We start from the raw sequence: 13,994 nt of genomic DNA on the forward strand, positions 1-13,994 counted from the left end.
GGTTGATTTCTGGCCTCATGCGGCCTTCGTTTCCAGTCTCGATTTCATTGCAAACTCCTGCGGCGTGAGATTGCCCAGGGATGAGTGGGGTCTGTTTCGGTTGTAGTCCTCCTTCCATGCGCCGATCTTTTCACGGGCTTCGGCCAGCGTTGAGAACAGGGTCTCGTTCAAGAGCTCGTCCCGGAAGCTGCCGTTGAACGATTCGATGAAGCCGTTCTGCATCGGCTTTCCCGGCGCGATGTAGTGCCAGCCGATCCGCGTTTCCTGGCACCATCTGAGCACCGCCATACTGGTTAGTTCCGTGCCGTTGTCGCTGACAATCGTTCTGGGTCGTCCGCGTCTGGCCATGATCGCTGACAGCTCTCGTGTGACCCGCAGCCCCGAAAGCGAAGTGTCCGCAACCAATGCCAGACATTCGCGACTGAAGTCGTCCACGATGGCCAAAACCCGGAACCTGCGTCCATCTGTAAAGGCGTCCGAGACGAAATCCAGGCTCCAGCGCTCATTGGGCCGTTCCGGAACCAGCATCGGCCTGCGTGTCCCGAGCGCCCGTTTGCGACCGCCGCGCTTCCTCACCTGCAGCTTCTCCTCGCGGTAAAGCCGCCTCAGCTTCTTCAGGTTCACTTGCCAGCCTTGTCGTTCCAGCATCACATGCACCCGCCGATAGCCGAACCGACGGCGCTCGGCCGCCACAGCCTTCATCGCCTTGCGTAGATCGGCATCGTCCGGGCGCACGCTTTGATAGCGTACGCTCGACCGATCCGCCCCGACAACTGAACACGCCCGCCGCTGGCTCACCTGGTGCGCTTCGCACAGATGCGCCACGGCTTCCCGCCTGGCCGCGGGCGTCACCATTTTTTTGATGCAACGTCTCGCAGCATCGCGTTGTCCAGCATCTGCTCGGCCAACAGCTTCTTCAGCTTTGTGTTCTCGTCCTCAAGCGCCTTCAGCTTCCGGGTACGACAGCGACCGGATGGAGGACATGCGCCGCCTCATCGATGCGCCGAACAGCGACATCTTCGACGTCCTCGCCTATGTCCGGTTCACCCTCGCGCCCTTGGCCCGCAGGCAACGGGCCGGCGCGGCCCGGTCAAGCGGCCTCGGCGGCTACGAATTGGAGATGCGCCAGTTCCTGGACTATGTCCTTCAGGCATACGAGGCGCATGGTGTCGAGGAGCTGTCGCTCAGGAAGATCCGCGACTTTCTGCGTATCCGGTATGGCGGCACGAACGACGCGAAAGCTATCCTCGGATCGGTCGCCGAGATCCGGAAGGCTTTCATCGACATCCAGGGTCACCTGTTCCGGTAACAGGTGTCTGGAGGCCGATTTCGGGCCACAACAGCCCGATGGCCATCAATCGGTTGTCAAATGGCCATTTCAACCCCGCCGATGGCCAAGTATTGGTTGTCGTATCAGATCGGTCACCCGGATCCGCCGCCTCAGCCGCATTTCGAATAGCCGCAACTGCCGCAGGTCAGGCACCCTTCGACCATGCGCATGTCGTATTGGCCGCAATGCGGACAGGCCGGGCCGGGGCGTTGCCCGAGATTGACGACCTCGGCTTGGGGGTCGGATTTCAGGCCCATCCCCTCGCCCTCGATGAACCCGATCGAGATCAGATGGCGTTCGATGACGCCGCCGATGGCCGCCAGGATCGAGGGCACGTATTTGCCCTGCATCCACGCGCCCCCGCGCGGGTCGAAGACGGCCTTTAGTTCTTCTACAACAAAGCTGACATCCCCGCCGCGTCGGAACACGGCCGAGATCATCCGCGTCAGCGCCACCGTCCAGGCGAAATGCTCCATGTTCTTTGAGTTGATGAACACCTCGAAAGGCCGCCTGTGCCCGTTCAACACGATGTCGTTGATCGTGATATAGAGCGCATGCTCGCTATCGGGCCATTTCAGCTTGTAGGTGTGCCCCTCCAGGCTGGCTGGCCGGTCCAGCGGTTCGGACATGTAGACGACCTCGCCCGAGGCGGCCTCGCTCGCGCGGGCGCCCTCGTCCTTGCTTTCGCTCTCGGACACGCTCAGGACACTGCCCGTTACGTCGTTGGGCCGGTAGGTGGTGCAGCCCTTGCATCCCGTTTCATAGGCTTCGAGATAGACGTCCTTGAAGCTCTGGAAATCGATATCGGCCGGCACGTTGATGGTTTTGGAGATCGAACTGTCGATCCAGGGCTGAGCGGCGGCCTGCATGCGGACATGTTCCAGCGGGGCCAGTTCCTGCGCAGTAACGAAATGATCCGGCAAGGGCGCATCGCCCTTGAGGTCACGCCACATGGCGACGGCGTAATCGACGACCTCTTCCTCGGTGCGGGTGCCGTCTGGTTGCAGCACCTTTCGTGTATAGGAATTGGCAAAGATCGGTTCGATCCCGCTGGAGACATTGCCCGCGAACAGGCTGATCGTGCCCGTGGGCGCGATCGAGGTCAGGAGCGCGTTCCTGAGCCCGTTCTCGGCGATCAGCGCCTGCACCTCCTGGTCCAGCCGCGTGACCATCGGGGCCTTGGCATAGGCCGCCGCATCGTAGAGCGGAAAGGTGCCCTTTTCCTTGGCCAGCAGGGCCGAAGCGCGATAGCTGGCATTGGCGATGGCCTGCATCCAGCGGCCGGTTTGCGCCGCGCCGTCCTCGGACCCATAGCGCAGGCCGACCATGGCCAGCGCATCGGCAAGGCCGGTCACGCCAAGCCCGATCCGGCGTTTCGCCTGCGCCTCTTGCGCCTGCGCCTCGAGCGGAAAGCGCGAGGCATCGACCACGTTGTCCATCATGCGAATGGCAGTGGCGACAAGGTCATCCAGCGCGGCATCGGGGATCTGGGCCCCCGCCCCGAACGGGCGGTCCACCAGCCGGGCGAGGTTCACCGACCCCAGCAGACAGGCGCCATAAGGCGGCAGCGGCTGCTCGCCGCAGGGGTTCGTGGCCGCGATCTCCTCGACATAGGACAGGTTGTTCTCGGCATTGATGCGGTCGATGAAGATCACGCCCGGCTCGGCGTAGTCATAGGTCGCGCGCATGATCCTGTTCCACAGGTCGCGCGCCTGCACGGTATGATAGACGCGGCCGTCGAATTGCAATTCCCACGTGCCGTCGGCCTTGACCGCCTCCATGAACGGGTCGGTGACCAGCACGGACATGTTGAACATGCGCAGGCGTGCGGGGTCGGACTTGGCCGCGATGAACTCCTCGATGTCGGGGTGGTCGCAGCGCATCGTGGCCATCATCGCGCCGCGCCGGCTGCCCGCCGACATGATGGTGCGGCACATGGCGTCCCAGACATCCATGAAGGACAGCGGCCCCGAGGCATCGGCCGCCACGCCGGTCACAGGGGCGCCCTTGGGGCGGATGGTCGTGAAGTCATACCCGATGCCGCCGCCCTGCTGCATGGTCAACGCCGCCTCTTTCAACGCGTCGAAAATGCCCGCCATCGAATCGGGGATCGTGCCCATCACGAAACAGTTGAACAGGGTGACCGCGCGCCCGGTGCCCGCACCGGCCACGATCCGGCCTGCGGGCAGATACTTGAAATCCTCCAGCGCATCGTAGAACGCCGGTTCGAAATCGCCCGGCGTCGCCTCGACGCTGGCCAGGGCGCGGGCAATGCGCCGCCAGCTGTCCTCGACCGTCTGGTCGATCGGCGCGCCATCGGCGGCCTTCATGCGGTATTTCATGTCCCAAATCTGCTCGGCGATCGGGGCGGCAAAGCGAGTCATGACAATATCCTGATGCATCGGAGACGGACCTCGCAAGATAGACCCACCCCGTCTATCGGTCAACGCAGGCCCTGCCGTCTTGCGCGGTCCGCTCGACAAAAGCGCGCTGGCCACCGCCATGCCGATCCGGCGCTGTCGAGCACGTCCATGCCTTTCCCCCCTCGCCCATCCGCGCTAGGTATGGTGGCAGGAGGCTGAAGTGACCGTACATCTCGTGAAACTCTGCGTTGGCGCCGAGCGCGTCGAGGATCTGACCGCCTGGCAGGCGAGCGCCCGCGCCAAGGGGCCGGACGGGCTACCGCGCCATGTCACGCGCATGTGGCCCAAACGCGCCGACGAGGTGCTGGATGGCGGATCGCTCTACTGGGTGTTCAAGGGAATGCTGCTGTGCCGACAGCGCATCCTGCGTCTCGACCCGGTCGAGGGCGGCGATGGCATCACCCGCTGCGGCATCGTGCTCGACCCGGAAACCGTGCGCGTCACCGCGACCCCCAAACGGCCGTTTCAGGGCTGGCGGTATCTCAAGCCCGAGGATGCGCCGCGCGACCTGGCCCCCGGCCGCGCCAGTGAGGAGGCCCTGCCGCCCGAGCTGGAAAGCGCGCTGGCTGAAATCGGCGTGCTGTGAGGCGTGCCCGGATCAAACGCCGCCAAGACGCGCGTCAGTCGAGACCGAGTTTTTCGTAGAAGTCCGCAAGGGCCGCGCGCGCCGCGTCATCCCAGGTCGCGCCGCGCGCCCGGAACAGCGTCGCCTCGGATCTGTGGATCAACCCGTCATCCAGAATGCGCAGGTGATTGGCGCGCAAGGTCTCGCCGGTCGAGGTGATATCGGCGATGGCCTCGGCCGTGCCATGGGCCACGGTGCCCTCGGTCGCGCCCTGGCTGTCAACCAGCCGGTAATCGGCCACGCCGGCCTCGCGCAGGAAATCGCGCACCAGCCGGTGATACTTGGTCGCTATCCGCAACCGGTGCCCGTGCCGCTGCCGGAATTGCGCCGCCGCGGCATCCAGATCGTCAAGGGTCGAGACATCGACCCAGCAATTCGGCACCGCCACGATCAGGTCGGCATGGCCGAACCCCAGTTGCGCCACGACCTCGACCGCCTGATCCCAGGCGGGAATGCGTTCTTGTACAAGATCGCTGCCTGTCACACCCAGATGGATGCGCCCCGAGGCCAGTTCGCGCGGGATCTCGCCCGCCGACAAAAGGCGCAGTTCCACATCCGCCCCCGCCACCTCGGCGCCATAATCGCGCTCGGAGCCGGTGCGACGCATTTCGACCCCACGCTCGGCGAACCAGGCAAAGGTCTTGTCCATCAACCGCCCCTTCGAGGGCACGCCCAGGCGAATGCTCATGCCGCGCCCTCCCCGGTTTTCAGACGGTACACCAGTTCGGGGCGGATCACGCCGCCGACGGCGGGAATGGCCCGACCCTCCCCCAGAATCGCGGTCAGCGCGTCGTAGCGCCCGCCGGTCGCCACCGGCGGCAGGTCCGGCCGCCCGTCGGCCAGAAAGCCAAAGACGAACCCGTCGTAATATTCCATCGTCGTACGCCCGAAACTGGCCTCGTAGGGCAGGTCGTTCGGCTCTTGCCCGGCGGCGGCCAGGGCGTCGATGCGGGCCGACAGACGCTCGACCGCGGCGGTCAGTCCCGGCAAATCCACCGTCATGTCCCAAAGACGGTCGCAGGCTTGCGGCAGGGGCGCGCGCAAGCTCAGGATTTCGGTCAGCACCTCGGCCTCGGCGGCGCCGATGGGGGGCGTGTCGGCATCGGCCAACAGGCGCTCCACCCGTTCGGCGATCTCGGGGCTGCCACGCAGGCCCACGGCGGGCCCGGCCTCGGCAATGACCGCCTCAACCCCCTGCTTGCGCACGGCGTCTAGCAGCGCCGCGCGCCCGGCGGGCGGATCGGCCCGGCCGGTATAGCGATCCAGCAGGGCGCGGAACCGCCGCGGACGCCAGACATGGCGGCGCAGCGCGGCCTTGCGCGGTTCGGTCGTGGACAGGGTTTCAATCGCGGCCAGCAGGATTCCGATATCGCCCGAGACAGCGCGCAGGCCCAGCCCGTTCAGCGCCTTGGCGAACAGGGCGAAAACCTCGGCATCGGCGCGGGCCGGGTCCGTGCCGTCGAACAACTCGTAGCCCAGTTGCAGGTATTCCGTTGGCCGCCCTGACCCGGCGGGCTGCTTGCGAAACACCTCGCCCAGATAGGTGTAGCGCGCAGGCTCGGCCCCGTTTTCCATGTGGCTTTGCACCACCGGCACGGTGAAATCGGGGCGCAGCATCATCTCGCCCCGGTCAGGGTCGTCGGTGGTATAGGCGCGCGCGCGGATATCCTCGCCATAAAGGTCCAGCAGCGTGTCGGCCGACAGCATCAGCGGTGCCTCGACCGGGACCGCGCCGGCCGTGGCGAAAACAGCGGCCAGCGCCTCGGCCTCGCCTCGGATGGCGGCCTTGTCCCTCACTGGTGACGCTCCATCATGGCGCGGACGTGTTGCACAAGATCGGCGCGGGAAACCTCGGTCTGCGCGGGCTGGCTTTTCCATTCCTCAAGCGTCGCGTCCTGCGCCAGTTTCGCGCCGAGGATCAGATCCTTGAGCTGCACCACGCCGCGCGCCGCCTCGTCCGAGCCCTGGATGACCGCGACGGGGCTTTCGCGTTTGTCGGCGTATTTCAACTGGTTGCCGAAATTCTTGGGATTACCCAGATAGACCTCGGCCCGTATGCCCGCCGCGCGCAAGTCGCTGGCCATCGCCTGGTAGTCGGCCATGCGGTCGCGATCCATCACGGTCACGATGACCGGCCCCTGCCGAGTGCCGTGGATGCGCCCCTTCGCCCGCAAGGCGGCCAGCAGGCGGTCGACCCCGATGGAGACGCCGGTCGCCGGCACCTCCTGCCCCGTGAAGCGCTTGACGAGGTCGTCGTAACGCCCGCCGCCCGCCACACTGCCGAACTGGCGCGGGCGGCCTTTTTCGTCGGTGATTTCAAAGGTCAATTCGGCCTCGTAAACCGGACCGGTGTAGTATCCGAGGCCGCGCACGACCGAGGGGTCGATGACGATGCGGTCAGGGCCATAGCCTTGGGCGGCGAGAAGATTGGCGATCTGCTCTAGTTCTCGCACTCCTTCCATACCAACCTCGGAGGAGCCCGACACAACTTCGTTTAGGTTCGCGATTGTTCGTTCATTCGTACTATCTCTAGCCGTCAGGAACGACACCACGGCATCAATCTGATATGGGGCGAGTCCCACACCTTCAATAAAGGCACCCGAAGCGTCTCGTCGTCCTTCACCAAGAAGTTGGCGCACACCTTCCACACCGACTTTGTCAAATTTGTCGGCAGTCCTAAGAACTGCATCCTCCACATCACGATCATGGATTTCAGCCCAAGTCGCGCCATCAGCAAAACTTGGTTGCTCCAGGTCGCCAATGATTTCCAACACACCGTTCAGAACCTTGCGGTTATTGACGCGCACGATGTAGTCGCCGCGCGGGATGCCCACGGCCTCGAGCGTGTCGGCCAGCATGGCGCAGATCTCGGCATCGGCGGCGACGCTGGGGGCGCCGACCGTATCGGCATCGCATTGATAAAACTGACGAAACCGCCCCGGCCCCGGCTTTTCGTTGCGCCAGACGGGCCCCATCGTGTAGCGGCGATAAGGGCTGGGCAACTCGTTGCGGAACTGCGCCGCGACGCGAGCCAAGGGCGCGGTCATGTCATAGCGGAGCGCCATCCAGGTGCCGTCATCTTCAAAAGCGAAAACACCCGCGTTGGGGCGATCCACGTCGGGCAGGAACTTGCCAAGCGCCTCGACCGTCTCGACCGCGCTCGTCTCCAATGGGTCGAAGCCATAGCGGTCATAGACCTCGGCGATCTGGCGCAGCATCTCCTGCCGCTCGGTCACCTCGGCCCCGAAATAATCGCGGAAGCCCTTGGGCGTTTCCGCCTTGGGGCGGGGCTGTTTTTTCTGCTTGGCCATGATGGATCGCGGAGGTTTTTTCGGGTCGCGCCCCCTCTAGCCGAGGGGGGGCGGGATGGGCAAGGCAACGGACGGGACCGGCGCGCGATGGACCGACAAAGCGATGCAAATTCGCCGTGCACCCCGCGTACACATCCCGTACACAGCCCGTACATACAGCAAGACACCAGGCAGAGGCAGGGACGAGGCCGATGGCAGAGACCGACAAGCTGGAAGAAGCGCTGGCGCATCTGGCCCGCGTGGTCGACGAGTTGTCCGAGGTGGTGGCCCGGCAGGATGCCGAGATCACGCGGCTGAGCCGGCGTGTCGGCATGCTGATGGAGCGCGAGGCCGAGCGCGAGCTGGAGCAGGGCGGCACCGTGCCGCTGGCCGACCAGAAGCCGCCGCATTGGTGATCGGTCGATTTGGGGGCCCTGCCCCCAAACCCCCCGGCCATTTTCACAGGATAAAGATGGGCAGGGCCGCGCTCGTTGCCCTTGACGGGCGTCAGGATGCGGCCATGGCCGGTCTGCGCGGGTGCGAGCGGGCCAGGATGGCCAGCATGATGGCGATGTTGAGCGCGTTGAAGGCGATGCCATTGAGAAACGCCCAGCGATAACTGCCGGTCAGGTCGTAGATCCAGCCCGACATCCAGCCGCCCAGGGCCATGCCGAGAATGGTCGCCATGATGACGAAACCGACGCGCGCGCCGGCCTCGCGCGCGGGCAGGTATTCGCGCACGATCAGCGCGTAGGAGGGCACGATCCCACCCTGCGCCAGGCCGAAGACGAGGCTGACGATGTAGAGCGGCATCAGCCCCGTGGTCGGCAGGTAGAGGAAGAGCGCGAGCATCTGGAGCGTGGAGCCGATCAGCAGCGTCAGTACGCCGCCGAGCCTGTCGGCCACCAGCCCCGAGACCAGCCGCGACGCGACCCCGCCCAACAGCATCAGGCTGAGCATTTCCGCGCCCACGGCAGGGCCGTAGCCGAGATCGACGCAATAGGCCACGATATGCACCTGGGGCATGGACATCGCCACGCAGCATCCGATCCCCGCCGCAGCCAGTGCCCATGTCAGCGCGCGGGGCGACAGGCCGCTGCTGCGGGCGCGCAGGGCCGCCGCCGAGTCCGAGGCGCGCATCGCCTCTTCGGGCAGGGGTTTGCGCAAGGCCCATGTCATCGGCAGCATCACGGCCAGCGCGGTGGCCGCGATGACCAGATAGGCCGCGCGCCATCCCGGCCCGGCCAGGATGTCGGCCAGGATCAGCGGCCAGATCGCGCCCGAGAGGTAATTGCCACTGGCGATGAGGGCGACGGCGATGCCGCGCCGCTTCAGGAACCACTGGCTGACATCGGCGATCAGGGGGCCGAAACTGGCCGCCGTGGCAAAGCCGATGCCGGCCTGCACGATCGTCAGCGTCCAGAGATTGGGCGCCAGAGCCGCCGCCGCGAAGCCGCCCGCGATCATCACCGCCGAGACCGCCAACGCGCGCGACACGCCCCAGCGGTCGACCCAGCCGCCGATCAGGAAATTGCCCAAGGCAAAGCCGATCATCGTCGCCGTGTAGGGGATGGAGGCATCGGCCCGGTCCAGCCCGAACTCGGCCTGCACGGCGGGCAGGATGACGATGATCGCCCACATGCCGACATTGCCGATCAGAGACAACGCAAGGCTGAGGGCAAGGCGGCGCCAGGAGGCGGGGCTGTCGAGGGTCGCACTCATTACGGCGACGGTAGGGCCTCGCCCCGCGAATGGAAAGCGCCGGCGATGCGCCGCGCGCCTAGACCTCTTCGACCGTCACCACCCCTTCCAGGCTGCGCAGCGCGCCCTTGATCTGGGGGGAGACGGGGAAATCCTCGCCCAACAGGACCTCGACCTCGCCGGGCAGGTCGGGGGCCATCAGGCACAGGTGGATCGGCCCCTTGGCCGAGCGCATCGCGTCCTCTCGCGCGCGGTCGAGCAGGGTCGAGACCGTCTCGACCCCGCGCGGGTCCTCGACGAAGACGCGCAGGCCCCCCGCTTCGGCGGCGATGCCATCATCGACGGGCTGCACGGCGGCGGCGAGCAGCTTGAGCTGGTCGCTTTCCAGCTCCGCCTTGACCTGCAGGATGACGTTCGAGCCGGTCTCGAGATGCTGGCGGCTGGCCTCGAGCACGTCGGAGAAGACGGTGACCTCGTAAAGGCCGGACGGGTCCGAGAGCGAGACGAAGGCGAAACGGTTGCCGCGCTGGCTTTTGCGTTCCTGCCGGACCGAGACGGCGCCGGCCATCTTGGTGACGAAGGCGCCACCCTGCACGCGCTGTTCGACCTCGTGCAGGGTCAGCACCCCGCGCCGTTTCAGGGCAGGCATGTAATCGTCCAGCGGGTGGCCCGAGAAGTAGAATCCGACCGCCTGATGCTCGTTGGCCAGCCGTTCATTGGGCATCCAGTCGCTGGCTTCGGGCAGGCGCGGCTCGGGCAGGTCCTCGCCCGCTTCGCCGAAGAGGCTGACCTGGTTGCTGGCCTTCTGCTCGTGGATCGCGGCGGAATAGGCCGTCAGAGCGTCGAGCGCGGCAAAGACCCGCGCGCGGTTGCGGTCGAGATCGTCGAAGGCCCCGGCGCGGGCGAGCATTTCCAGAGAGCGTTTGCCGACGCGTTTCAGGTCAACGCGGCGGGCGAAATCGAAGAGCGTGGCAAAAGGTTTTTCCCCGCGCTCGGTCTGGCGCGCCTCGACGATCAGGCGCATCGCGTCGACGCCCACGTTCTTGAGCGCGCCCAGCGCATAGAGGATCTTGCCATCCTTGACGGTGAAACTCGCGGCCGAGCGGTTCACGCAGGGCGGCACCGTGTCGATGCCGAGGCGGTCGACCTCTTGCTTGTAGATGCCCAGCTTGTCGGTGAGGTGGATGTCGCAATTCATGACGGCTGCCATGAACTCGACCGGATGGTTCGCCTTGAGCCACGCGGTCTGGTAGCTGACCACGGCATAGGCGGCGGCGTGGGACTTGTTGAAGCCGTAATTGGCGAATTTCTCGAGCAGGTTCCAGACCTCGAGCGCCTTGGCCTCGTCCACCCCGTTCTTGGCCGCGCCTTCCAGGAACTTGGGGCGTTCGGCGTCCATCGCCTCCTTGATCTTCTTGCCCATGGCGCGGCGCAGCAGGTCGGCGCCGCCAAGGCTGTAACCCGCCATTTCCTGCGCGATCTGCATCACCTGTTCCTGGTAGACGATGATGCCCTGCGTCTCGTCGAGGATATGGTCGATCAGGGGATGCAGGCGGTCGCGATCGGAAATGCCGTTCTTCACCTCGCAGTATTTCGGGATGTTCTCCATCGGGCCGGGGCGGTAGAGCGCCACGAGGGCCACGATATCCTCGATGCAGGTGGGTTTCATGCGCCGCAGCGCATCCATCATGCCCGAGCTTTCCACCTGGAACACGGCAACCGTCTTGGCGCTGGCATAAAGGGCGTAGGTGGCGGGGTCATCCAGCGGGATGGCGTTGATCTGGTTCTCGGCCCCCTCGGGCGGCTGGTAGATGGTGCTGCCGTCCGGCGCTTCGTGCAACTGCCGGCCCGAGGCATGGATCAGGTCGATGGCGTTCTGCACCACGGTCAGGGTCTTGAGGCCCAGGAAGTCGAACTTCACCAGCCCCGCAGGTTCGACCCACTTCATGTTGAACTGCGTGGCCGGCATGTCGGAGCGCGGATCGCGGTAGAGCGGCACAAGCTCGTCCAGCGGGCGGTCGCCGATGACCACACCCGCTGCGTGGGTCGAGGCATTGCGCAGCAGGCCTTCGATCTTCTCGGCGTAATCCATCAAGCGGCGCGTGGGGTTCACGCGGCCATCGCGCTTGTCCTGCTCGGTCTCGCGCATTTCCTCGATGAAACGCGGCTCATCCTTGATGGCCTGCGCGATCGAGACGGGCTTCACCCCCTCGACCGGGATCATTTTGGACAGGCGATCGACCTGCCCGAACGGCATTTGCAACACGCGCCCCACGTCGCGCACGGCGGCCTTGGACAGAAGCGCGCCGAAGGTGATGATCTGGCCCACCTTGTCGCGGCCATAATGCTCTTGGACGTAGCGGATCACCTCTTCGCGGCGGTCCATGCAAAAGTCGATGTCGAAGTCGGGCATCGACACGCGTTCGGGGTTCAGGAAGCGTTCGAAGAGCAGCGAATAGCGCAGCGGATCGAGATCGGTGATCGTCAGTGCATAGGCGACGAGCGACCCGGCGCCCGAGCCGCGCCCCGGCCCGACGGGAATATCGTGATCCTTGGCCCATTTGATGAAATCGGCCACGATCAGGAAATAGCCGGGAAAGCCCATCCCCTCGATGATGCCCAGCTCGAATTCAAGCCGTTCTTCATACGCCTCGACGGTATCCGCATGGGGGATGACGGCAAGGCGGGCATGCAGGCCCTCATGCGCCTGACGGCGCAATTCCTCGACCTCGTCATCGGCGAAGCGCGGCAGGATCGGCGGGTGCGTGCGTGCGCGAAACGCGCAGCGCCGCGCGATCTCGACGGTGTTTTCCAGCGCCTCGGGCAGATCGGCGAAAAGCGCGGCCATCTCCTCGGGCGTCTTGAAATGATGCTGCGGGGTCAGGCGGCGGCGCGGTTCCGACTGGTCGATATAGGCCCCTTCGGCGATGCAGATCAGCGCGTCATGCGCCTCGTACATCTCGGGCTTGGGGAAATAGACATCGTTGGTGGCGACCAGCGGCAGGTTCAACTCGTAGGCCAGCTCGACATGGCCGCGTTCGGTCCGCGCCTCGCCCTCGGGCAGGCCGCCTTCGCCCGGATGGCGCTGCAACTCGACATAAAGACGGTCGGAATAGATCGCGGCCATCCGTTCCAGAAGCGCGCGGGCGCGTCCCGTATTGCCCGCCTGCAGGAATTGACCCACCGGCCCCTCGGGCCCGCCAGACAGGCAGATCAGCCCCTCGCCATGCCGGGCCAGTTCCTCGAGCGTGACATGCGGCAGGCTGCCATCGCCGCGCAGGTAAAGCGCCGAATTCAGCTTCATCAAGTTCTTGTAGCCGGCCTCGTGCTGGGCCAGCAGGACGATGGCGGCAGGCGGGTTGGGCCGTTCGCCGGGCTGAACCGGGGCGTAATCCACATCGATCTGGCACCCGATGATGGGCTGCACGCCGGCCTTGGCCGCCGTTTCGGAAAATTCCAGCGCGCAGAACATGTTGTTCGTGTCGGTCACGGCGACGGCGGGCATGCCGGCCTCGGCCACCATGCCGGGCAGTTTCTTGACCCGCATCGCGCCTTCCAGCAGCGAATACTCGGTATGCAGTCTGAGGTGAATGAATCGGGGATCGGCCATGGCGTCACGCTACCGCAAGCGGTTGCGGCGATCCAGAGATCATCCACCCGATCTTGTGGGGCCCGACCGGCCGCGCGAGGGGGCATCGCGGCTGAGCGATCGCGTCAGTCGTGCAGGCGATAGTCCGTGATCCGGCCCCGCCAATAGGCCCAGTAGACACCGTCATCGACGTAACCCACCTCACCGTCGAGGGGGATCCGCCGGTCGCCGATCCAGTCGTAGTTGCGAAAATACCCGCGCCAGCTGCGCAGCCGCTCGACCCCGTCCGGTCCGGCATCGGGGCGTTCGGCCTGCATCTCGACAATGTCGCCCGCGTCATCGAAAAGCAGCGTCACCACGGCGCGGCCCGAGGGCAGGTCAAGCGCGGCTTCGACCGCGTCGGGGGCCGTTTGCGTCCATTGGATGGCGGGATTGCGCAGAATGGCGTCGGGCGACCAGACGATTTCGGCCAGGTAGCGCATCGCCTCGGCCCGGTCGATCACCGGCCCTTGGGCATGGGCCACCGGAATCGCGCCGAGCAGAAAGACACGCAATTGCCCCGCCCCCGCGACGAAGGCGTCGATTACGACGACCCGCGGCAGCACAACGCCCGGCGACCGCCCTTCCCAGACGAAGCCGGGCTGGCCGATCGCCATGTGGTGGCGGCCCTCCATCGGCCCCCAGGCGGCGTCCTGCGCCTGGCGAAACGTCACATCCTGCAGAAGGGTCGCGGTTCTGTGGGGGCCATCCGGGTCGCCGCCGTTGCGCTCGGCAAAGCGGCGCAGGGCGGCGGGCAGGTCGTGGGCCGTCGCAGGCGGCGCGGCCGACAACTCGGACACAAGCGCGCCGCTGTAGGCCCGGAACCGCGCCCGCGCCGACCAGTTGGGCCGCGATCGCCAGAAGGACGAGGCCGGCCACGAGGACAAGCAGGATTTTCATGTCGAACCCTTGTCGGTCGAGGTCTGGCCGAGCGTTGCCACGGTGTCGCGAAAACCGCCTTGACCCAGAACAAACGCTACCGATTGCCCGAATTGCG

Annotated in this window: 10 protein-coding genes and 1 pseudogene; 3 read left to right on the forward strand and 8 right to left on the reverse strand. The window is 65.8% G+C overall.

Annotated elements, in window-relative coordinates:
- Window positions 1-15: 15 nt before the first annotated feature.
- Window positions 16-956 (reverse strand): annotated as a pseudogene (locus ROSELON_RS01650) (IS3 family transposase); the annotation flags it as partial.
- A gap of 26 nt (window positions 957-982) precedes the next feature.
- Here ROSELON_RS01650 and ROSELON_RS01655 point away from each other — a divergent pair.
- Entirely contained in the window at window positions 983-1,309 is a 327-nt protein-coding gene (locus ROSELON_RS01655) for a type I restriction-modification enzyme R subunit C-terminal domain-containing protein (protein WP_245605394.1), read from the forward strand.
- Between the two features lie 131 nt (window positions 1,310-1,440).
- On the opposite strand, the gene ROSELON_RS01660 is transcribed toward ROSELON_RS01655, so the two are convergent.
- Window positions 1,441-3,714, reverse strand: a complete 2,274-nt coding sequence (locus ROSELON_RS01660; protein WP_025310718.1) for an adenosylcobalamin-dependent ribonucleoside-diphosphate reductase — start codon at window positions 3,712-3,714, stop codon at window positions 1,441-1,443.
- Window positions 3,715-3,913: 199 nt separating this feature from the next.
- Between ROSELON_RS01660 and ROSELON_RS01665 the strand changes: the two genes are divergently transcribed.
- Window positions 3,914-4,339: a DUF1489 family protein gene (locus ROSELON_RS01665; protein WP_025310719.1), complete on the forward strand. Its 426-nt coding sequence runs from the start codon at window positions 3,914-3,916 to the stop codon at window positions 4,337-4,339.
- A gap of 34 nt (window positions 4,340-4,373) precedes the next feature.
- Here ROSELON_RS01665 and hisG read toward each other — a convergent pair whose 3' ends face one another.
- The 3 genes from hisG to hisS are packed head-to-tail and all read right to left on the reverse strand — an operon-like array spanning window position 4,374 to window position 7,689.
- Complete coding sequence (hisG, locus tag ROSELON_RS01670) at window positions 4,374-5,066, reverse strand: ATP phosphoribosyltransferase (RefSeq protein ID WP_025310720.1); 693 nt, start codon at window positions 5,064-5,066, stop codon at window positions 4,374-4,376.
- Window positions 5,063-6,175, reverse strand: coding sequence for an ATP phosphoribosyltransferase regulatory subunit (locus ROSELON_RS01675; RefSeq protein ID WP_025310721.1), 1,113 nt, complete (start codon window positions 6,173-6,175; stop codon window positions 5,063-5,065). The genes hisG and ROSELON_RS01675 overlap by 4 nt, the downstream gene beginning before the upstream one ends.
- Window positions 6,172-7,689 carry a histidine--tRNA ligase gene (hisS, locus tag ROSELON_RS01680; protein ID WP_025310722.1) on the reverse strand — a complete coding sequence of 506 codons (1,518 nt, stop codon included), beginning with the start codon at window positions 7,687-7,689 and terminating at the stop codon, window positions 6,172-6,174. The genes ROSELON_RS01675 and hisS overlap by 4 nt, the downstream gene beginning before the upstream one ends.
- A 191-nt stretch (window positions 7,690-7,880) precedes the next feature.
- Between hisS and ROSELON_RS01685 the strand changes: the two genes are divergently transcribed.
- Window positions 7,881-8,084 (forward strand): SlyX family protein, encoded by a 204-nt coding sequence (locus ROSELON_RS01685; protein ID WP_025310723.1) that lies wholly within the window; start codon window positions 7,881-7,883, stop codon window positions 8,082-8,084.
- Window positions 8,085-8,175: 91 nt separating this feature from the next.
- On the opposite strand, the gene ROSELON_RS01690 is transcribed toward ROSELON_RS01685, so the two are convergent.
- The 3 genes from ROSELON_RS01690 to ROSELON_RS17225 form a co-directional block, all read right to left on the reverse strand.
- Window positions 8,176-9,390 carry an MFS transporter gene (locus ROSELON_RS01690; protein ID WP_025310724.1) on the reverse strand — a complete coding sequence of 405 codons (1,215 nt, stop codon included), beginning with the start codon at window positions 9,388-9,390 and terminating at the stop codon, window positions 8,176-8,178.
- 58 nt (window positions 9,391-9,448) lie between these two features.
- Window positions 9,449-12,979, reverse strand: a complete 3,531-nt coding sequence (gene dnaE, locus ROSELON_RS01695; RefSeq protein WP_025310725.1) for a DNA polymerase III subunit alpha — start codon at window positions 12,977-12,979, stop codon at window positions 9,449-9,451.
- A gap of 104 nt (window positions 12,980-13,083) precedes the next feature.
- Entirely contained in the window at window positions 13,084-13,884 is an 801-nt protein-coding gene (locus tag ROSELON_RS17225) for a DUF6544 family protein (RefSeq protein WP_156945684.1), read from the reverse strand.
- Window positions 13,885-13,994: the final 110 nt, after the last annotated feature.

The sequence above is a fragment of the Roseibacterium elongatum DSM 19469 genome (genome assembly GCF_000590925.1).
GTDB lineage: Bacteria > Pseudomonadota > Alphaproteobacteria > Rhodobacterales > Rhodobacteraceae > Roseibacterium > Roseibacterium elongatum.

Coding starts and splice junctions, on each gene's coding strand:
- ROSELON_RS01655 (WP_245605394.1), top strand. CDS start 983: ATGCGCCGCCTCATCGATGCGCCGAACAGCGACATCTTCGACGTCCTC.
- ROSELON_RS01660 (WP_025310718.1), bottom strand. CDS start 3,714: ATGACTCGCTTTGCCGCCCCGATCGCCGAGCAGATTTGGGACATGAAA.
- hisG (WP_025310720.1), bottom strand. CDS start 5,066: ATGAGCATTCGCCTGGGCGTGCCCTCGAAGGGGCGGTTGATGGACAAG.
- hisS (WP_025310722.1), bottom strand. CDS start 7,689: ATGGCCAAGCAGAAAAAACAGCCCCGCCCCAAGGCGGAAACGCCCAAG.
- ROSELON_RS01685 (WP_025310723.1), top strand. CDS start 7,881: ATGGCAGAGACCGACAAGCTGGAAGAAGCGCTGGCGCATCTGGCCCGC.
- ROSELON_RS01690 (WP_025310724.1), bottom strand. CDS start 9,390: ATGAGTGCGACCCTCGACAGCCCCGCCTCCTGGCGCCGCCTTGCCCTC.
- dnaE (WP_025310725.1), bottom strand. CDS start 12,979: ATGGCCGATCCCCGATTCATTCACCTCAGACTGCATACCGAGTATTCG.